This is a genomic window from Sinorhizobium americanum (assembly GCF_001651855.1).
In the GTDB taxonomy this organism is placed as follows: domain Bacteria; phylum Pseudomonadota; class Alphaproteobacteria; order Rhizobiales; family Rhizobiaceae; genus Sinorhizobium; species Sinorhizobium americanum.
The window spans coordinates 71,333-90,654 of sequence record NZ_LNQC01000047.1; the positions used below are offsets into that span (position 1 = coordinate 71,333).

Annotated in this window: 21 protein-coding genes; 9 read left to right on the forward strand and 12 right to left on the reverse strand. The window is 62.1% G+C overall.

All coding sequences use genetic code 11. From position 1 onward, the window contains the following. Positions 1–31 precede the first annotated feature (31 nt). Positions 32–952, reverse strand: coding sequence for an alpha/beta hydrolase (locus ATC00_RS10325; RefSeq protein ID WP_064252701.1), 921 nt, complete (start codon positions 950–952; stop codon positions 32–34). Between the two features lie 198 nt (positions 953–1,150). Here ATC00_RS10325 and parE point away from each other — a divergent pair, with 198 nt between their 5' ends. Continuing rightward, the gene (gene parE / locus ATC00_RS10330; protein WP_064252702.1) at positions 1,151–3,211 is read left to right on the forward strand and encodes a DNA topoisomerase IV subunit B; all 2,061 of its coding nucleotides are present in this window, start codon (positions 1,151–1,153) and stop codon (positions 3,209–3,211) included. A gap of 75 nt (positions 3,212–3,286) precedes the next feature. Here parE and ATC00_RS10335 read toward each other — a convergent pair whose 3' ends face one another. Continuing rightward, the gene (locus ATC00_RS10335) at positions 3,287–3,760 is read right to left on the reverse strand and encodes a GNAT family N-acetyltransferase (protein ID WP_037383149.1); all 474 of its coding nucleotides are present in this window, start codon (positions 3,758–3,760) and stop codon (positions 3,287–3,289) included. A 223-nt stretch (positions 3,761–3,983) separates the two neighbouring features. Here ATC00_RS10335 and ATC00_RS10340 point away from each other — a divergent pair, with 223 nt between their 5' ends. Continuing rightward, complete coding sequence (locus tag ATC00_RS10340; protein WP_037383146.1) at positions 3,984–4,412, forward strand: hypothetical protein; 429 nt, start codon at positions 3,984–3,986, stop codon at positions 4,410–4,412. An 8-nt stretch (positions 4,413–4,420) separates the two neighbouring features. Here ATC00_RS10340 and ATC00_RS10345 read toward each other — a convergent pair whose 3' ends face one another. Next, entirely contained in the window at positions 4,421–5,542 is a 1,122-nt protein-coding gene (locus ATC00_RS10345; RefSeq protein WP_037383144.1) for a DUF2336 domain-containing protein, read from the reverse strand. 72 nt (positions 5,543–5,614) lie between these two features. Here ATC00_RS10345 and ATC00_RS10350 point away from each other — a divergent pair, with 72 nt between their 5' ends. Next, entirely contained in the window at positions 5,615–6,316 is a 702-nt protein-coding gene (locus tag ATC00_RS10350) for an aldolase (protein ID WP_037383142.1), read from the forward strand. Here ATC00_RS10350 and ATC00_RS10355 read toward each other — a convergent pair. Together ATC00_RS10355 and ATC00_RS10360 are read right to left on the reverse strand one after the other, a co-directional pair. Beyond that, the gene (locus ATC00_RS10355; RefSeq protein ID WP_037383140.1) at positions 6,313–6,915 is read right to left on the reverse strand and encodes a flavin reductase family protein; all 603 of its coding nucleotides are present in this window, start codon (positions 6,913–6,915) and stop codon (positions 6,313–6,315) included. The two genes, ATC00_RS10350 and ATC00_RS10355, sit on opposite strands and share 4 nt — an antisense overlap. Further along, a complete protein-coding gene (locus ATC00_RS10360) occupies positions 6,915–7,499 on the reverse strand; it encodes a nitroreductase family protein (RefSeq protein WP_037383138.1) in 585 nt (194 codons plus the stop codon). Before ATC00_RS10360 ends, ATC00_RS10355 begins: the two co-directional genes overlap by 1 nt. Before the next feature lie 100 nt (positions 7,500–7,599). Here ATC00_RS10360 and ATC00_RS10365 point away from each other — a divergent pair, with 100 nt between their 5' ends. Then, entirely contained in the window at positions 7,600–8,601 is a 1,002-nt protein-coding gene (locus ATC00_RS10365; RefSeq protein ID WP_037383135.1) for a hypothetical protein, read from the forward strand. A gap of 208 nt (positions 8,602–8,809) precedes the next feature. Here ATC00_RS10365 and thrS read toward each other — a convergent pair whose 3' ends face one another. The 5 genes from thrS to ATC00_RS10390 form a co-directional block, all read right to left on the reverse strand. Beyond that, positions 8,810–10,795 carry a threonine--tRNA ligase gene (thrS, locus tag ATC00_RS10370; protein ID WP_037383132.1) on the reverse strand — a complete coding sequence of 662 codons (1,986 nt, stop codon included), beginning with the start codon at positions 10,793–10,795 and terminating at the stop codon, positions 8,810–8,812. Between the two features lie 112 nt (positions 10,796–10,907). Continuing rightward, on the reverse strand, positions 10,908–11,447 hold the full coding sequence (locus tag ATC00_RS10375) for a DUF1697 domain-containing protein (RefSeq protein ID WP_037383130.1): 540 nt from the start codon (positions 11,445–11,447) through the stop codon (positions 10,908–10,910). Positions 11,448–11,459: 12 nt separating this feature from the next. Further along, positions 11,460–11,879 (reverse strand): DUF2267 domain-containing protein, encoded by a 420-nt coding sequence (locus ATC00_RS10380; protein ID WP_037383345.1) that lies wholly within the window; start codon positions 11,877–11,879, stop codon positions 11,460–11,462. Between the two features lie 5 nt (positions 11,880–11,884). After that, complete coding sequence (gene yidD / locus ATC00_RS10385; RefSeq protein ID WP_037383127.1) at positions 11,885–12,256, reverse strand: membrane protein insertion efficiency factor YidD; 372 nt, start codon at positions 12,254–12,256, stop codon at positions 11,885–11,887. 3 nt (positions 12,257–12,259) lie between these two features. After that, positions 12,260–12,706: an iron-sulfur cluster assembly scaffold protein gene (locus ATC00_RS10390; protein WP_082912210.1), complete on the reverse strand. Its 447-nt coding sequence runs from the start codon at positions 12,704–12,706 to the stop codon at positions 12,260–12,262. Positions 12,707–13,045: 339 nt separating this feature from the next. On the opposite strand from ATC00_RS10390, the gene folE reads away from it, so the two are divergent. The 3 genes from folE (at position 13,046) to ATC00_RS10405 (ending at position 15,414) form a co-directional block, all read left to right on the forward strand. Beyond that, complete coding sequence (folE, locus tag ATC00_RS10395) at positions 13,046–13,663, forward strand: GTP cyclohydrolase I FolE (protein WP_037383126.1); 618 nt, start codon at positions 13,046–13,048, stop codon at positions 13,661–13,663. Between the two features lie 22 nt (positions 13,664–13,685). Next, positions 13,686–14,138: a phosphoribosyl-AMP cyclohydrolase gene (gene hisI / locus ATC00_RS10400; RefSeq protein ID WP_037383125.1), complete on the forward strand. Its 453-nt coding sequence runs from the start codon at positions 13,686–13,688 to the stop codon at positions 14,136–14,138. A 313-nt stretch (positions 14,139–14,451) separates the two neighbouring features. After that, on the forward strand, positions 14,452–15,414 hold the full coding sequence (locus ATC00_RS10405) for a patatin-like phospholipase family protein (protein ID WP_037383123.1): 963 nt from the start codon (positions 14,452–14,454) through the stop codon (positions 15,412–15,414). A gap of 213 nt (positions 15,415–15,627) precedes the next feature. On the opposite strand, the gene ATC00_RS10410 is transcribed toward ATC00_RS10405, so the two are convergent. Continuing rightward, positions 15,628–16,056: a CBS domain-containing protein gene (locus ATC00_RS10410; protein ID WP_064252703.1), complete on the reverse strand. Its 429-nt coding sequence runs from the start codon at positions 16,054–16,056 to the stop codon at positions 15,628–15,630. Between the two features lie 350 nt (positions 16,057–16,406). Next, entirely contained in the window at positions 16,407–17,132 is a 726-nt protein-coding gene (locus ATC00_RS10415) for a rhomboid family intramembrane serine protease (protein WP_064252704.1), read from the reverse strand. 343 nt (positions 17,133–17,475) lie between these two features. Here ATC00_RS10415 and ATC00_RS10420 point away from each other — a divergent pair, with 343 nt between their 5' ends. Both ATC00_RS10420 and ATC00_RS10425 read left to right on the forward strand, forming a co-directional pair. Continuing rightward, positions 17,476–18,096 carry a PAS domain-containing protein gene (locus tag ATC00_RS10420; RefSeq protein ID WP_162843161.1) on the forward strand — a complete coding sequence of 207 codons (621 nt, stop codon included), beginning with the start codon at positions 17,476–17,478 and terminating at the stop codon, positions 18,094–18,096. Between the two features lie 92 nt (positions 18,097–18,188). Then, positions 18,189–18,800 carry a PilZ domain-containing protein gene (locus tag ATC00_RS10425; RefSeq protein ID WP_037383115.1) on the forward strand — a complete coding sequence of 204 codons (612 nt, stop codon included), beginning with the start codon at positions 18,189–18,191 and terminating at the stop codon, positions 18,798–18,800. Positions 18,801–19,322: the final 522 nt, after the last annotated feature.

The following is a 19,322-nucleotide window of genomic DNA, read 5'->3' on the forward strand; positions in this document are numbered from 1 at the left end:
GGAATTTCCATTCACGGCCGCGAGCATTCCGCTAACGCTCAAGAATCCAGTTCAGCGCATCCCGCCAGTCGGTCATGCGCACCGGCGTCCCATGGGAACCGGTCTCAAACAACACGAAGCGAGTGGGGTAGCCCTTGTCCTTCAGGGAGCGGTAGAGCGCAATTTGCACCTCGGCGGGATAGACGCTGTCATTGCTGCCATGGCTGAAGAACATCGGCAGCCTCGACTTATAGGCTGCGCTCTCTTGAAACGCCGGATCGGCGACCCCTCCCATGACCATCATGCCGCTCAACATTGCGGTCGCCTGCTGGTCGCGCGAGATGGCCCAGCAAATGAAACTGCCCATGGAAGCGCAGGACAACACGACGGGCCGATTGCCGGATCGCTCGGCGGCAAAGCGGATCAGCGCCGCAATATCGGCCACGCCCGCCGCATCGAAGGAGCGCACGCTCGGCGCATAGTAGATACCGCCACTGCCGACCGTCAGATTCTTCAGCCGGTTGAAATTGCCGCCGAAGGAGAAGTCGTTGGCACCGAGGCGCCGGTCGCCACCGCGGCCGTGGATGAAGATAACGGTGAAGGCAGCCCCACGATCCCGGCCGACGCGCGTGACGTCGATCGAACGACCGCCGAGGTCGAGCGTCTCGTTGGCCTGCGAACTCTTGACGCCAAGCGATACATAGGCCCGCTTGACGCGCCGCTCCGGAATCTGATCGCGACCGTTGATGTCCCTGAGTTCCTGATAGCCGACAACGCGGAAATCGCCACCATCCTCCTCCCGCAGTATTTCGGGATAGCCGAACAGTGCATCCTTGTAGGGCGGCAACGGCTTCGCCTCGGCGGCAGCGACAACGCTTGAAAAGAGCACCGCGGCAATCAGGCACCGGATGGAGAAAACAATTGTGGACATAGACACCCGACGGGCTCCCTGGTTCGGCTCATGCCTTGCCATCGGCACCTTCGCGACGCAACACTCAAGCCGCAATTCACCGCAGAGTCCGGCCTTCGCATCCGAAAATTCGCCTTTTGTTCGCGCTTTAGGCAAGACTCTGGCAGAATTCGGGTGATTCGGATGCCAAGGGATGGCGACCGCGGCGCGGTCTTGCTATGGCCTTGCCGATAGAGACGACAGGAACGATCTAACCACTCCATGGACGACAGCAGCGACCTCTTTTCCGCCATGCCTTTGCAGCCGAAGCCTGCCGATGCCGGCGCGCCGCGCAAGCCGACAGCGCCTGCCGCCGGCAACGTCGCACCGCTTGCGCCGAAGAGCAGCGACGGCAGCGACTACGACGCTTCGGCAATCGAGGTCCTCGAGGGGCTGGAACCGGTGCGCCGGCGGCCGGGCATGTATATCGGCGGAACGGACGAAAAGGCGCTGCACCACCTCTTCGCCGAGGTGATCGACAACTCGATGGACGAGGCCGTCGCCGGCCATGCCAACTTCATCGAAGTGAACCTCGACGCCGAAGGCTTCCTGACGGTGACCGACAACGGCCGCGGCATTCCGGTTGAAAACCACCCGAAGTTCCCCAACAAGTCGACCCTCGAAGTGGTCATGACGGTGCTGCATGCCGGCGGCAAGTTCGACGGCAAGGCTTACGAGACCTCGGGCGGACTGCATGGCGTTGGCGTCTCCGTCGTCAACGCGCTGTCGGATTCGGTCGAGGTCGAGGTGGCCCGCAATCGCAAGCTCTACAGGCAGCGCTTTTCTCGCGGCATTCCGCAGGGCGGGCTCGAAGAGCTCGGCGAAGTACACAATCGCCGCGGTACCAAGGTCCGGTTCCACCCAGACCCGCAAATCTTCGGGCCGCATGCCCGGTTCGAGCCGGCGCGGCTCTTCCGCATGGCCCGCTCCAAGGCCTATCTCTTCGGCGGCGTCGAAATCCGCTGGTCCTGCGACCCGTCGCTGTTGCCGGAAGGTTCGGAGACCCCGGACAGGGCAGTGTTCCACTTCCCCGGCGGTCTCAAGGACTATCTCGCCGCGACGCTCGGCAAGGAATTCACCGTCACCCGCGAGATCTTCGCCGGCAAGTCGGAAAAGGCGGGCGGCCATGGCTCGCTCGAATGGGCGGTCACCTGGTATGGCGGCGACCAGCAAATCCACTCCTATTGCAACACGATCCCGACGCCGGAGGGCGGTACGCACGAGGCGGGGCTGCGCATCGCGCTGACCAAGGGCCTGAAGAACTACGCCGATCTCACGCAGAACAAGCGGGCCGCGATCGTCACCACCGACGACGTGATGATCTCGGCAGCAGGCATGCTGTCGGTGTTCATCCGCGAGCCGGAATTCGTCGGCCAGACGAAGGACAAGCTGGCCACCGTCGAGGCGCAGCGAATCGTCGAAAATGCCCTGCGCGATCCCTTCGACCATTACCTTGCCGACAATCCTGCGGAAGCGGCGAAGCTTCTCGACTGGGTCATCGAGCGCGCCGAGGAGCGCGTCCGGCGGCGCAAGGAAAAAGAAGTCAACCGCAAGACGGCGGTTCGCAAGCTGCGCCTGCCCGGCAAGCTCGCCGACTGTGCGCAGAATACGGCGGAAGGCGCGGAGCTCTTTATCGTCGAGGGAGACTCGGCAGGCGGCTCGGCCAAGCAGGCGCGCAACCGCGCCAACCAGGCCATCCTGCCCTTGCGCGGCAAGATCCTGAACGTCGCCAGCGCCGGCCGCGAGAAGCTCGGCGCCAACCAGCAGATCACCGATCTCGTCCAGGCGCTCGGCTGCGGCACGCGGTCGAAATACCGCGAGGAGGACCTCCGCTACGAGCGCGTCATCATCATGACCGACGCGGACGTCGACGGCGCCCACATCGCCTCGCTGCTGATCACCTTCTTCTACCAGGAAATGCCGGAGCTCATCCGCGGCGGCCACCTCTATCTCGCCGTGCCGCCGCTTTACCGGTTGAGCCAGGGTTCCAAGACGCTCTATGCCCGCGACGACGCGCATCGCGAAGAACTGATGCGCACGGAGTTCAACGGCCGCGGCAAGGTCGAGATCGGCCGGTTCAAGGGTCTGGGCGAGATGCTGCCGGCGCAACTCAAGGAAACGACCATGGATCCGGCCAACCGGACCCTGCTCAAGGTCGAGATAGACGACGTCGATTTCGAGGGCACGCGTGAGGCTGTCGACAATCTGATGGGCACCAAGGCCGACGCCCGCTTCCGCTTCATCCAGGAGCGCGCCGTCTTTGCGGACAATCTGGATATTTGAGGCCGTTGCCAGCTATAGGCGAATCTCTGAATTGCCGCTGACCGGCAGCGCGATGAGGGGCAAAACCGCCGGTGATCACTCAGCTACTGGCCCCACCCGTTTCTCCATGAACAGGCTGAGCGGATCGGGCAGGTAGCTGCCAAAGGGCGGCCGCTCGACATAGCCGAACGATCGGTAGAGGCCGATCGCCTCCGGCTGATAGATGCCCGTCTCCAGCCGAATCGCGGACAGGCCGAGTTTTTCCGCCCTGGCTTCCAGCGCAGCTAGAAGCCCTTTGCCGACTTTCAGCCCCCTCGCCTCCGGATCGACGAACATCCGCTTGATCTCGGCCGTCCCGTCGCCGGCGTCCACCAGCGCGCAGCAGCCGACGATCGCGCCGTTCGATCGTGCGACAAGGAAGGACACTGTCGGCTTTTCCAGGGTCGAGACATCGACCAGATGGTTACTTTCAGCCGGATAAAGCGATGCCGCATAGGCATCGGAGAGTTCGAGCAGGCGGAGGATGGCCGGCTGGCGCGGTGCTTCCTCGGCGATAGTGATGGTGGTCATTCCAAGCCTCAATGCAGATTCTAACGATCCGTACGATCGATGCGACGAAACTAACGGCAATGACGAACGGCGCCAATACGTCAAACGGCGCAGGGAGAGCTGCAATCAATCCGGGTGACGGGACGAAACAATTTGTTTTGTGGGACGGCTATTTTGCCCTACTTCGGAAACAATCGAAGCTCCATAGGATTGAGGGCAACAAACTTCTGAACGGACCAAAGACATGAAAGCCGCCCTGATCGTCATGACCATTCTCGGTTGCGATGACAATGTCACGCAGTGCCACTACATCTCGACGGTGAACGGCACCTGGCCGTCGATCGCTCATTGCGACACGGAATCTCAAAAGGAACTGCCGAAGTTCTCCAACAGGAACTACCCGGTCGTCGTTGCCGTTTGCGAAACCTCGGGATCGGACATGACGGCATCCACCGAACCTGCTCCCACGGCCGCCCCGCAGGCCACTGAAGCGCCGCAGCAGGCCGCAACCGCCCCGGCGACGCCAGAGGAAAAGCCGGGCCTGCCGAAGCGCGCCCTGACATGGCTGAGCGGCGCAGTGCCGGATCGCCAAAAGCTGCAGGCGATCGTCAGCGCCCCGGTGCATTACATGGAAGACGGCTATTCCTGGGTGGCGCGCCGGTTCGGCAACTGAGACGCCGATCAGGCCGCCTGCCGCGCGGCAAGCAAGGCATAGTCCCGGGCGACTTGCCGTAGCTCGGCGAAGCCCAGTCGCTCCACGAGTTCGGCGACGGAGGCCGATGTCGAGCACGGGTTCCGGCGAAGACGTTCAAGGAGAGCGGCAAGCGATGCCGGCGCGCCCTCGCTCGTCTGGGCCTGCCAGTGAAGGACGGCTTGCGCGAAGGCTTCGCTGACGTCGCGCCCCAGCCCGGCGCTCTCGAAGAGAGCGCGGATCGAATGGACGCGCCCCCCGGAAAGGATCGAGCGCACGCGCTTTTCGGCAAGGCCGGAAAGATCGGCCATGGCCAGGACGAAGAAGTCCGTGGCGCCGCTGCAGAGGGCGCTCATCAGAAAGGCTGGGGTCAAGCGCCCCGTCTCGCGCAAGTGGGCGACCATTTGGGACAGGTCGTCCGGCGACGCGACGGCCGTCATCGTCAAGGCCGTAGCGTCGCATGCCTCTCTCGTGACACGCGCTACGCGGGCCGAGCCAATGACCGCCTGGATGAACCCGGAAGCCGAGAGCGCCGCACCGATTTTCTCGGCAAGCGCATGCCGCGCGTCGCTCGGCAGGTCGGCACGGGCCAGCAAACGGTCGCGTACCGCGGCAACATGCCCGAGCCGGCAGGCGATCCTTCTGAGAGAACCCTGCAGGAGCATGGCGCCGCTATTCTCAAGGAGAATGGTAACCTCCTCCTCGTCGCCGATCTCCGCAATTGCCGCGGCAACGGAACAAGACACCGCCCCACGCGCCGCGATCAGCGCCCGCGTCTCCGCCGTGCCGCGCGCGGCAAGGTCGACGAGATCCGCATCGGTAAGCACCGGCGAACGCGCGATTGCCGCGAAGGCGATTTCGGGCTGGTCCTCCGCGAGCGCCCTGACGATGGCTCGCGGCGCCGACGGGCAATCGGCGAGCGCCTCGACCAGCGCCAATCGCACCTTCGGCGAAGGATCGTCCAATAGGAAAGTCATCGCCATTTCCGCGGCATGCCGATCGAGGCCGTTCATCTCGGCTTGGGCATAGGATCGCCCGAGCGCATTGGCAGCACGTGCGCGGTCGCTGGTTCTCGCCGTTTCCACCCAGCGAAGAAATGCTTGTATGATCACCTATGCCCCACTAGACACCCGACAGCCCCAATGTCCGAGTATTAGCGGTCAAAGGTTTAAGATTGGTTCACCATGTCCGTTAACCGCGCGCAAACCATGAAACCTCTTCTGTACCTCGCAGCCGGCGAACAGTTCCCCGAGGAAAAGCTGCTGCAGGCCGTTCAAGGGATCGTTGTCGATGCCGCTGCACTCGCAAGCCTGCGGCAACCGGACAGAGGGCAAGCGCCCTGCCTCCTTCTGGCGCGGATCGGGCCGGCCGAACCGATCAGCGAAGAGGATCTCTCGAGCCTCCTTGCCGGCGTTGACGGCATCGTGTTGACGGCGTGCCGAGGACCCGCCGATATCCAGAAGCTCGATGTGATGCTGAAGGTCGCCGAGGCGGCGGCAGGAATGGGCCAGGGTCGAACGGCGCTCCTTGCGGAATATGCAACGCTTGCCGAAAGCGTCCTCTCGCCCCACTCGATGGCCGGCGTTTCGCCGCGCCTCTCCGCACTGGTCTTCGACGCCTCGGCGCTCGCGGAAGCATGCGGCTGCCGGCGCGTCACCGGGACAGGCGATGTGCCGGCCGTCGTCCGGGCCGGGCGCGTCGCGGCCGTTCTGCGGGCAAGCGAAGCCGGCATCGCTTCCTACGAGATGCTGCCCGCCGATGCCGTCGACGAGGCGGCGGTGCGGCGGCTTTGGACAAACAGTCTCGATAACGGCTTCTCGGCCGTGGCCGCCGGCTCGCCGCGGCAGATCGAGCTTCTCGCTGACGCTGCTTCGGACGAAATCTAGCGGACCGGCCGCGTCATTTCGAAGACATCGCCGCCATCGCAATAATCCATGTAGCCGAGACGTGCGAGCGGCTTGACGGTGGTCACGTCGAAGCGTCCGTCACGGATGGCCTCGTCGCGGATATGAATGCCGACGACGGCGCCAATGACGACGTAGCTGTCGGATTCCACGCCATCGAGATCCCTCGGTCGGAACATCTCCGTCATCCGGCACTCGAGCGCGGCGAAGGCCTCGCCGACGAAGGGCGCCTTGACGAGCGTTCCCTCGACCGGCGTCAAGCCGGCGATCTCAAACTCGCTCTCGCCGTGCGGCGCCGCCACCGAGGTCCTGTTGACGGCCTCGCTGAGGTTGCGGCTGGCAAAGCTCGCCGTGAACGCACCGGTCGCTTCGATGTTGCGCACGGAATCCTTGTAGCCGCTCGAGGAGAACATGACGAGCTTCGGCCGGTCACTGATCGCATTGAAGAAGGAATAGGGTGCGAGGTTCAGCGAGCCGTCCGCGGCGCGCGTACCAATCCAGCCGATCGGCCTCGGCGACACGATCGCCTTGAAGGGGTCGTGCGGCAAGCCATGCCGGTTCGAGGCCGTTTCGTAGAACATCAGGCCTCTTCCCCGACCCAGGTGACGATCTCGGCGAGCTCCGGCCTTGGCCGCTCCGTCGGCGGTACCATGGCCGTGCCGATGTGAATGAAGCCGGCGATTCTTTCGCCGGGTGCGACGCCGAGCAGCGGATAGGCTTTCTCGTCGAAGGCGTACCATTCGGTCAGCCAGTTAGAAGCATAGCCGAGCGCATTCGCCGCCATCAAAAGATTGAGGCACACGGCGCCTGCCGACATCATCTGCTCCCATTCGGGAATCTTGAAATGCGGCGCGGCCTTGCTGACCACCGCAACGACGACCGGGGCGCGGGTCAGCCGCGCCTCCTCGACCTTGATCAGTTCCTCCGAGAGATCTGGCTTGGCAGCAAGCGCCATCTTCTTCAACTCGCCGCTGATCCGCGCCCTCTCCTCGCCGCGATAGACGATGAAGCGCCAAGGGGCCAGCTTGCCGTGGTCGGGCACGCGGGTGGCGAGCCTCAGCATTTCCTCTACCTCAGCCTTGCCCGGCCCTGGCGGCCCCATCTGAAAGGCGGGAATTGACCTGCGGGAAGCGAGATAGTCGACGAGCCTAATTTCGGTTTTCATATCGAGCGAATTCCACTAACTTGCCGCCGGATCGACAGCCACGAAAATGCCATACCGGCGTCTCAAGTGGAGTCACTCAGTCAGGAAGTCAACTGCCCTCATGCGCATCCGCACTCGTATTTTGCTGAGAACCGCCTTGGCGACCATGCTCGCCGGTTCTGCTGCGGAGCGGACAGTCGCGCAAGATGCCACCGACGCCTTCAAGAGCTTTCCATCGATCTCCGGCAGCCGGAAGATGCCGAAGCTCACGAGCTTCAATCCGCTCGTCAGCGACCCAACCCAGAACGGCGAACTGAAGGACGTGAAGCTCGAGGCCCTGCTGACGAGTGACGGCGAGCCGGTGGAGTCGGGCCTGAGCTGGCGGGTCTTCAGCCCGATCCCCGGAGGCGACGGCAAGCTCCCGCTGCTGGCCACTTCCGAAGGCGGCTCCACGGCTTTCAATCTCGTGCCCGGTGAATATTTCGTCAATGTTGCCTTCGGTCGCGCGGCAGCCACCCGCAAGATTCGCGTGCCCGAACAAGGCGAATTGGACAAACAGGTCCTCGTGCTGGATGCTGGCGGCGTCATGCTGAACGCGGTCTCCGGCAGTGACGTGCGTATTCCACCGAACGAGCTGAGCTTTTCGATCTTCTCATCCGATGTAAAGGAGGACGGCGAGCGCGCCCTGATCGTCGCTGACGTGAAGCCCAACACGGTGGTTCGGCTCGGCGCCGGCACCTATCACGTCGTTTCCGACTATGGCGCGGTCAATGCGGTGATCCGCGCCGATATCCAGGTGGAAGCCGGCAAGCTGACCGAAGCAACGATCCAGCACCGCGCCGCCAAGCTGACATTGAAGCTCGTCTCGGAACCCGGCGGCGAGGCGATTGCCGACACCGCCTGGTCGATCCTGACCTCGTCGGGCGACGTCGTCAGCGAAAGCGTCGGCGCCTTTCCGACGCTGGTGCTTGCCGAGGGTAGCTACACGGCCGTGGCGCGCAACAAGGACAAGATCTACCAGCGCGACTTTGCCGTAAAGGCCGGCGTCAATACCGATGTGGAAGTGCTGCTGAACGGCAGCGGCGCGCCTGGCGAGACCGCCAATGCCGACGCGCTCGACTGATGTCACCGCCTTGGCCTGAGGCAGCGTCAAGCGATCACCAAAGAGAAGGCTGAGGCCGCCGAGGCCTCGCTTAGCCGTTTGCCGGAAATGTCGCGGCAGCCGAAGTCGTCGAGAGCGAACTTTATGCCGGAGCACTTCAGCTTTCGGATGGCGGCACGCGCCTTCAGGCGCGTGCCCACCGCAGTTCGAAACACCGCTCAATCGGCGCTCAGGCAGCCCGGGCGCTCCGTTCGGCCTTGCGCTTGAGGTCGGGCGCCATTGCTTCGCCCGAGAGCGTAGCGACCGCCTCGTCCAGAGACATTGCCGTCTGCGCCTGGGAGCCGAGCCGACGGATGTTGACCGAACGCTCCTCCGCCTCGCGCTTGCCGCAGACGACGATCACCGGAACCTTCGTCACCGAATGCTCCCGGACCTTGTAATTGATCTTCTCGTTGCGGAAGTCGGTTTCAACGGTAAGCCCGGCCTCACGCAGCCGTGCCGCGACCTCGCGGCCGTAATCGTCTGCGTCCGAAGTAATGGTTGCCACGACCACCTGCAGCGGCGAGATCCACAGCGGCATATGACCGGCATAGTTTTCGAGCAGAATGCCGAGGAACCGCTCCATCGAACCGCAAATGGCGCGATGGATCATCACCGGCTGGCGCTTCTCCGAATCCTTGTCGATGTAGAAGGCACCGAACCGCTCCGGCAGGTTGAAGTCGACCTGGGTCGTTCCGCACTGCCATTCGCGGCCGATCGCGTCCCGCAGCGTGTACTCGAATTTCGGCCCATAGAAGGCGCCCTCGCCCGGCAGGATTCCGGTCTTGATGCGGCCCTCGGACTGCGCCTCGATGGTCTTCAGCACCTCGGTCATCACGGCCTCGGCACGGTCCCAGAGCGCGTCGGAGCCGACGCGCTTGTCCGGCCGCGTCGAAAGCTTGACGACGATCTCCTCGAAGCCGAAGTCTTCATAGACCGAGAGGATCAGATCGTTGATCTTCAGGCATTCGGCCGCCATCTGCTCGTCGGTGCAGAAGATGTGCGCGTCGTCCTGCGTGAAGCCGCGCACACGCATCAGTCCGTGCAGCGCGCCGGACGGCTCGTAGCGATGCACGGCGCCGAATTCGGCCATGCGGACAGGCAGTTCGCGGTAAGACTTCAGACCATGCTTGAAGATCTGGATATGGCCGGGGCAGTTCATCGGCTTCAACGCGAAGACCCGATCGTCGTCCGTCTCGTCGCCGGCGACCGTCACCTTGAACATGTTGTCGCGGTACCAGCCCCAGTGGCCGGAGGTCTCCCAGAGTGACTTGTCGAGAACCTGGGGCGCGTTGACTTCCTGGTAGTCGATCTCGAGCCTGCGGCGCATATAGGCGACGAGGCTCTGGAATATACGCCAGCCCTTGCCGTGCCAGAAGACGACGCCCGGTCCTTCTTCCTGGAAATGGAACAGGTCCATCTCGCGGCCGAGGCGGCGATGGTCGCGCTTCTCGGCTTCGGCGAGCACGTGCAGGTACTGATCCAGTTCCTCCTGCGTGTGCCAGGCCGTGCCGTAAATGCGGGTCAGCATCGGATTGTTGCTGTCGCCACGCCAATAGGCGCCGGCCACCTTCATCAGCTTGAAGGCCGTGCCGATCTGGCCCGTCGAGGCCATGTGCGGGCCACGGCAGAGGTCGAACCAGTCGCCCTGGTAGTAGATTTTCAGATCCTGGCCTTCCGGGATCGCGTCGACGAGCTCGACCTTGTAGCTCTCGCCCTTGGCGGCGAAGACCTCCTTTGCCTTCTCACGCGACCAGACCTCCTTGGTGAAGGGATTGTTGCGTGCGATGATCTCCTTCATCTTCTTCTCGATGACCGGCAGGTCATCGGGCGTGAAGGGCTCGTTCTTGGCGAAGTCATAGTAGAATCCGTTGTCGATGACGGGACCGATCGTCACCTGCGTTCCCGGCCACAATTCCTGCACGGCCTCGGCCATCACATGGGCCGCGTCGTGGCGGATCAGTTCGAGCGCGCGCCTGTCTTCCCGCGTGACGATCTCGATCTTGCCGTCGGCGACTGGATCGGAAAGGTCGCGCAGGTCGCCGTCGAGAGCGATGGCGACAGCCTTCTTGGCCAGCGACTTCGAGATCGACTCGGCGACATCGCGGCCGGTCGTGCCCGCGGCAAACTCACGGACGGAACCATCAGGAAATGTAAGGGAAACGGACATCGTGATCTCCTATCCAGTCCCGCCAACGAATGCGGGTGGTATGGTTGCCGGCGGGGCCGGTGAATTGACGCGGGCCTGATAAAGGTTTTTGGCCGGTGAGTAAAGGCGCGGCGGCCCGTCAACCGGCAAGTATCCTGCGCAAACCCTTGACAGTGTTCCAGTTTCGCCACGTGCCGATGCCAAGCCGTTTCGTCGTCGAGGCGCCGAGCAGTCTCGACTCGCTCGCCTTGCCGCCGAAATCCGCCCAGAGATCGCCACCGACGACGGCGACACGTTCGCCTCTCGTACAATAGCTCCGAAGTCCGTCGAATGCGTCCGGCCGAAGCGGAGAACGCATGACGCGAATATGGACCCGAGCCGGGTCCTCCTCGCCCGCCGCAAGGAACGGATTGCCGTCGGCAAGCCGCAGCCAGTCGTCGGCCGAACGCGCGATGATGTCCACATGCCGGTCGAACGTCTCGAGGAATGCCTTTTCAAGCGCCGATTCGATCTCTGCAAGCGGCTGTTCCGGAGCCTCGAAGATGAGATTGCCGGTGGCGACGAGGGTGCGCGGCAAGCGATAGCCGAGCCGCTCCGCCATCTGGCGAAGATCCGCCATCACGACACGCCGGCCCTCGCCCAGTATGATGCTGTGGAGCAGCGCGACATAGCTTGTCATTTCCCCTCCGAATCACGCCCGCCAGAAATCGACGGCCCCCTGCGGCAGCCGCGCGAGCACCCGATCGAGCTTTGCTTCGTCAACGTCTCGCCGAAGGGCCGCGGCGACATCCGCGATGGCCGAATCCGGCGAGACATTGTGATCGCCGCGGAAAGCCTGCACCTCACGGGTCATGGCGAGCCGACCGGAGAAAGGCACGGTCGGCTCCTCGAGATCCCAATCCGTGACGAAGATCGCCCGCAGCACCGGCGGCAGGACGCTGGCGAAGAGCAGCGCCTCGGAAATGTCGAGGCGGCGTCGAAAGGCCTGAAGCACCGCCTGCACCATCGTATAGGCCTGATTGGTCGTCCGCAGGCCGGCCGTGTCGCGCGCGTCGAGGATGAAGCGATCAAAATCGGCGGACGCCTGCCGGTACTCCATCGGGATCGTCATGGCGATCACGCATCCTTTCGCCAGCGCTGCCAGAAGCGCCACGGCGCATACCAGCGCTGGCGCGGCGCAAGCCTCTCCGGCACCGGATCGAACCCATGCGTTCCGCCGGGCCCACAGCGCAGGACGCGAAACAGCGTCAGCCAGCCGCCGGCCCAGAGACCGTGCCGGGCTATCGCCTCATAGCCATATTCCGAACAGGTGGGCAGATGCCGGCAGGAATTGCCGATGAAGCTCGACAGCGTCAGCTGATAGGTGCGGATGGCCGCCATGCCGAAGAGACGGCCAGGAGTCTTGCGAATCGGCCCCGACCAGTTGCGGCCGGCGATGACTCTTCGGCTACTTCGAAGAAGGCGGTCGGACTGCGGCTTTCCGCACATCGTTCATACTGCGGTTGCGAGGCGCTTGGCCTCGATCTGGCCGATCGCATCGACAACCGCGTCAAAGGTCAGCATCGTCGAGGCATGGCGCGCCTTGTAGTCGCGAACGGGCAGCAGAAAGCGCATGTCCTCGAAGCGGCCGCAAGGCCCCTCTCCGTCCGCCTTCAGCATGGCCAGCATGTCCTCACGCGCCCGGCGGATTTCCGCAGCATGCGCGCCAACGACATGGCGGGCCATGATCGAGGACGATGCCTGTCCCAGGGCGCAGGCCTTCACATCATGGGCGAAGTCGGTGACGACATCCCCATCCATCTTCAGCCAGATTCTGACTTTCGACCCGCAAAGCTTCGAATGTGCCGCAGCTTCCGCATCGGCATCGGCGAGCATTCCGACCCTCGGAATGTTGCCGGCAAATTCGAGAATCCTGCTGTTGTAAATGTCATCCATCATTTGACGCGATCCGGCTGATTTTTCGCGGTTTTGAGTGATCGGCGCATGATTTTCTCCGGTACAGGGGAAAAAAGCACGGCGCGCTCGCCTGGGCCTCTTTCATCCATGTGGCGCCATACTATATGCTATGTCGTGTTGGGGCGACAGTTCCGCAAGAGGATAAGTGTCGCCTGTTGTTTGGGAAACCGTGCCGGACGGTCCAGTGCACTGCTAAGCCAGGACCCGAAAGCCCCGGAGCCCGCCAACGGAACCCAAGCCTGCAGGGTTAGGCGAATGGCCAATGGCGAGTTGTCCGAAAGATAAAACGTCAGCGATTCCGCTCGCGCATCAAGAGGCCATATGGACGCCATAGTAAAGAATTTCCCCGTGCTCGACGACACCAGTGGTCGTCCGACGCAGAAAGAAGCCGAGGAAGCCGTTCGCGTACTGCTGCGCTGGGCCGGCGAAGACCCGACCCGGGAGGGCCTGAAGGACACGCCAGCGCGTGTCGTCAAATCCTATCGGGAAATCTTTGGCGGCTACGACCTGGTTGCCGAAGACGTGCTTGGACGCACCTTCGAGGAGGTCTCGGGCTACGACGATATCGTGCTTGAGAAGGACATTCCGTTCTATTCGCATTGCGAACACCACATGGTGCCGATCATCGGCAAGGCACATGTCGCCTATCTGCCAAACGGCCGCGTCCTGGGCCTTTCGAAGATCGCCCGTGTCGTCGACATCTATGCGCGCCGCCTGCAGACGCAGGAGTCGATGACGGCGCAAATCGCCAAAGCGATCGACGAGACGCTCGCTCCGCGCGGCGTCGCCGTGCTGATCGAGGCGGAGCATCTGTGCATGGCGATGCGCGGCATCAAGAAGCAGGGCGCGACGACGCTGACGACCACCTTTACCGGTGCCTTCAAGACGGAGCCGGCCGAGCAGGCCCGCTTCATGACCATGTTGAGGGGCTTCAAGTAAGCTCCAGCAAGGCGCTTTCGCGATGACGCTGACTTTTGCTGCTCCGTCGAACGACAAGGCCGAGCTTGAGATTGGCTCGGCCTTCACGCCCCGCTTCGACGAGAAGGGCCTGGTCACCGCTGTAGTGACCGACGCCCGCGACGGCGAATTGCTGATGGTCGCGCATATGAATGCCGAGGCACTGGCGCTGACGATCGAAACCGGTATTGCCCACTATTTCAGCCGCTCGCGCAACAGCCTATGGAAGAAGGGCGAGAGTTCCGGCAACGTGCAGGCCGTCCAGGAAATCAGGACCGATTGCGATCAGGACGCCGTCTGGCTGAAGGTTACCGTTGCAGGCCATGACGCCACCTGTCACACGGGACGCCGCTCCTGCTTCTACCGCACGGTTGGGGTCGAGGGCGGTGAGCCGAAAGTAACCATTTCGGATGAACGCAGATACTTTGATCCGAAGCTTGTCTACGCCGAAAAATAGCGCCTGGCTGAAAGCATCTGGATTTTCCTGGGGCACCCCCATGTTATATTCATACTTTAGAAACTAAACGCGCGCTTAATCATTTATCATACAATCGGTTCCTGCGGTAACTGCGGCGTTCCGAGCTGTGTTGCAGATTGTATCCAATGTTTACTGGGCCAGCCGCATTGGCGACAGGTTCGGTGCTAAATTTCAATTCTGGTGCCAGTCTTTCAGCCATGAATGTGACAAGGCCGACACCACGCCGGCTTGGCAGGGCTCTCCTACAAGACGCGCTTCAGATTAATCGGTTCGGCGGTGTTGGAGGTGCCGGATGTTGAACTGGACGTTCACGCGCAATAATCAAATAGCCGACCTGTCCGGCCCCAATGGCACATCGCTGACGACCACACCTTCTGAACCAGTTCCGCTCCCGGCGAAGCCGAAGATCGCCATAGCCCTTGGCGGCGGCGCGGCGCGTGGCTGGGCGCATATCGGTGTCTTAAGAGCACTCGACGAAGACGGGATCGAGGTCGGCATGATCGCCGGCACGTCGATCGGCGCGCTTGTCGGCGGCTGCTATCTCGCCGGCAAGCTCGATGAACTCGAAGACTTCGCCCGCTCCCTCACCGTCCGCCGCATCGCCAGCCTGCTCGATTTCGCCATCGGCGGCGGCGGCCTTTTCGGTGGCCTGCGGCTCACCAAACGCATGCAGGAGCACCTCGAAAATATCAGCATCGAGGATCTCGACCGCCCCTTCATCGCAGTCGCCACGGAAGTTCACAGCGGCCACGAGGTGTGGCTGGAAAAGGGTTCGCTGATCACCTCGATACGCGCGTCATATGCGCTGCCGGGTATTTTCGAACCGATCCATGCGAATGGACGCACCCTCATCGACGGCGCGCTCGTCAACCCGGTTCCCGTCTCCGTTTGCCGCGCCTACGAGCAGCAACTCGTCGTCGCCGTCAACCTCAACTACGATCTCTACGGCCGGTCCGCCGTCGTCAAACACAGTGCCGGCATGGAGGCCCCCGATGCCCCCGCCAAGGCTGGCAGTGCCTATTCGGCGCGTCTCGGCATGACGAGCGTCATGGTGCAGGCCTTCAACATCATTCAGGATCGTATCTCGCGCGCACGTCTCGCCGGCGACCCGCCGGATCTGGCGCTCCATCCAAAGCTTAACGATATCGGACTGTCGGAATTTCACCGCGCCGGCGAAGCGATCGAACGCGGCTACCTAGAGGCCAAAGCCAAGCTTGCCGAGATCAAGCGAATGCAAGAAGCGCTTGCCCGATAGCGGAAGCCCGGCGCGCATCACAGACCTGCCAGGATTTTGGAGCCCTTGCCGCTGACCTGTTTCGCGCGCCTGAGAGACGCGCGAAACAGGTAGATTGAATCACCCTCGCCTCTAGAACATCCTGCTTTCAAGCAGAACCTCTGAGAGAGAAAAGATGCTCTAGATTCAAATTGTTAGAGCGTCCTTTGCGCGTTCAAATGAACGCGCGGCGCTCTATCCGGCGATGTAAGCCTTGATTTCTTCAGTCTCGCGCTCGATGGCGCGAATATGGTATTTCACGACGTCGCCGATCGATATGATGCCGGCCAGGCGGCCCTCACTCTCAACCGGAAGATGGCGCGCGCGGAATTTGCTCATCATTTCCATCAGGCTCTGCACTGTCATTTCCTCGCCGCAGCAATAGACGTTCTGCCACATGACCGAGGAGACCGGTTTGTCGAGACAGCTGGCACCATATTTGGCAACGGAGGCGACGACGTCGCGTTCGGTGAGAATGCCGACGATATGATCATCCGCATCGACGATAACCACGGCACCGATATGATTGTCATGGAGCAATGTTGCCGCCTGCTGCACTGTCACCTGAGGCGTGACGGTTACGACGCTACGGCCCTTTTCATTGAGAATTGCTTTGACTGACATGCACACATCTCCCGTTGCGACAATACCGGGCTCGCGGGGAGAGGCTCTCGCCGTATCAACTGCTGCGCACGCATCCAGACGCTCGTGAAGATGCTTTACGGACAGTCGGCCGCAGGAACCCGACCCGATAAGGCGCTCGTGCCTCCACACGAAGCGCATACCCGGCCTTTCAGCGGCCGCTTCACGTTGGGTGATCGGCGACCGTGGTGAATGGTGCGTCAGGACTCCAATGAAATCAAGCCTTCGCGCGAGGTCGTTCAGTCTCTTCTGAGCGAAGAACATCACGATGGTCCTGAAGGTGAAACAATCCTTCAGCCCGCTGCGACGCCGGATGCGGCACTCCATCTGCCTTAATTGCGCGGATCGAATAGACCGAACAGAAGGAAGCCGAAGAGAAAACCGCCGATATGCGCCTCCCAGGCGACGCTTCCCGCGCCTCCCATCGAGAAGAGGCCGAGGCCGATCAGAAAGTTGGTCAGGAACCATATCCCGGTGAACACCAGTACGGACCGGTTTCCGAGCGTTTCCACGAGCGAAAGCCGCCGGTTGAGATGGGCGAACTGGCGGCTGATGCGGCCGCTCGGCGAAAAGACGAAGCGCGCCGCCGCTCCCATGAAGCCGGAGACGACGCCCGAAGCACCGACAACCACCGCCATCTCGCCCCAATGGAAGACGACGTGCAGAGCGACGGCCGCCGCAGCCGATAGACACCAGAGGATGGAGAGGCGTGCGACGCCGATACGGCGCACGACCGGCGCGCCAAACGCGACCATCCAGAAGATGTTGAAGATCAGATGCTCCCAACTGCCGTGGAGAAACGAATAGGTTACGGGTGTCCACAGCCAGACGAGACCCTGATCGCTGAGCGGGATCGTGTAGCGCGCCGGCAGGAAAGCAAAGTTGAGAATGACTTCCTGATCCAGCGTCTCCGGCAGAACGTAATTTCTGATCGCGTGGATTGCGACCAGGAAGAGGAGAACGAAGGTCAGGCCCTGCGGAAGATTGAAGGCGGGTTCCCGGCTGCGACTTACCGTGTTTTCGCCATCGACTGGTGTCGCCGGCTGATCCTGATCCATCACTCACTTCCTGCTCACGTGCCTACGACGGCCGTGTCTCTGCCGTCCGGGCGGTGCCGACGACGCGCAAAGGGATAAGCAAACAAAAAAAGGCCGTCCAGTAAAAACTGAACGGCCATCGAGCCCAAATCCGGTGCTCCAGTCGATGTGCCGAAGGCAACCCTTCGTGAAGTGATGGCGACGAAATGCCAGCCGCCGCCCTCGCAAGCAAGCGAAACCGATCATTAACCTTAATTTCCACGTGGCACGGAAATCGCTCCTTCCTTTTCAGGACCGAGCGAGAGGCAGCCACCTGTATCACTCCGGTACAGCCGCCCACCTAGTCAGGGAGTGTATCGCCCGTATGTGCAGAAGAACAACAATGGAGCTGTTCCAGTATTGGAATGCCGTCCGCGGCAATCGCGACCTCCCCCGCCGGGACGAAATCGATCCGGCGCATATCCGTTCACTGCTGCCCGATCTTTTCATTCTTCAAAGGCAGGCAAGCGGAGACGTTCGCTTTCGCCTCGCCGGCACCGGGGTCTGCGCGCTGTTTGGCCATGAATTGCGCGACGGACAATTCTGCGACCTCTGGCTGGACTCGGAAGCGGACGGAATCGCCCGCGTTGCCGATGACGTGATGACGCAAATGACACCCATGCTGCTCTATGCCCGCGGCTCCACGGAAGCTGGTGACGAGCTCGACGTCGAACTGCTGCTTGCGCCCCTGGCATCGCCCGACGGCATGAACGACCGGCTGCTTGGCGCGCTCTCTGCCCTCGCCCGCCCCGTCTGGCTGCACATGACGCCACTTACTCATCTTGTCACAACCGGCCTCAGCCTTCCCGATGCTTCCCCTAACCTGCCGCTCGATCGCTCCTATGCGCCATCGGCTGAAACAAACTCACGCGTTGCGCGCTTGGTCGGCGGCAACAACCGCAACGTGTCTCATTTGCGCATCCTTGACGGCGGCAAGCGTGGCTGACGAGGGCATGCATCCAGACCTCTGGCGAACCTTCTATTAACCGGCGACGCCTATACTTCCGCGTGCAAGCATATGTCGATCGCAGAGTGACCATGTTCTCGTTCCAGCACGCCCAAAACAGCGGCCCGAGGCCCCACCAAGAGAACGCCTTCCAGCGCGTTTCGGTAAATCTCGCGGGGCGGCTGATGCTTGCCAATCGTGACGAATATGAATGCACCGCGGTCGACATGTCGCCGGGGGACGTGCTTTTCGCGACCGCGGCGCGGCCGCGCGCCGGCGAGCGCATCATTGCCTATATTGATCATGTCGGTCGCCTCGAAGGCACCGTCTCCAGACTCGGCGAGGATGCGTTCGTCATCCAGTTGAACGCCACCGAGCGCAAGCGCGAGAAGCTCGCCGCGCAGCTCACCTGGATCGCCAACAAGCACGAACTGGGGCTGCCGGAAGATCGGCGCCACGACCGCCTTGCCCCACGCAAGACTGTGACCGAACTCACCGTCGACACCGGCGAGAAATATGCCTGCCGCATCATCGACCTTTCGCTCTCGGGTGCGGCGATCGATATCGATGTTCGCCCCGCCATCGGAACGGGGGTCAAGCTCGGCAACGGTATGAAAGGCAGGATCGTGCGACATTTCCAGGAGGGCGTCGCGATCGAGTTTTCCGGCGTCCATGCGCGCGAGGCGCTGACCGAGTTCCTCTAGCGCATCGGCCCGAAAATCCGACCCGATTTTCGGAAAGCACGATGCGTAGCTTCAAAGATTTACAGCGTCCTTTGCGCGTCCTGAGAGATGCACTGCGCTGAAAGGTCAGGACACAGCGCGCCAAACGCTGCACTACCTATATCCTGAAGCCGCTCATCCCGCGCCATCTCGCCGTCCCTGCGTGTACCGCCACTGGCTGCCATTCCGCTCGCCCATGAACGTCCCCTTCAATCCTTTAGAATTACCGCCGACGCACCCAAGCTTAGGGCGAGATATTTTTTGGTTAATCGTCAGTTACGACAAGTCTACCGCTGATTAACTTTATAGCTACCATTTCGCCCATCTCCCGGGTGAATGGCGGGGCCGTGCCCAAAGGCCGCGTCTCTGCGCCAAGCCATCACGTGAATAAATTACCCATGTTTTTCAATCATATGCCGTTTGCCTCGGGGGCCGCTCAAGGCAAAATTCGATAAAAATTTAGCCGAATTTTATTCTTATTCAACTCAAGTTCTATTCGAGTTT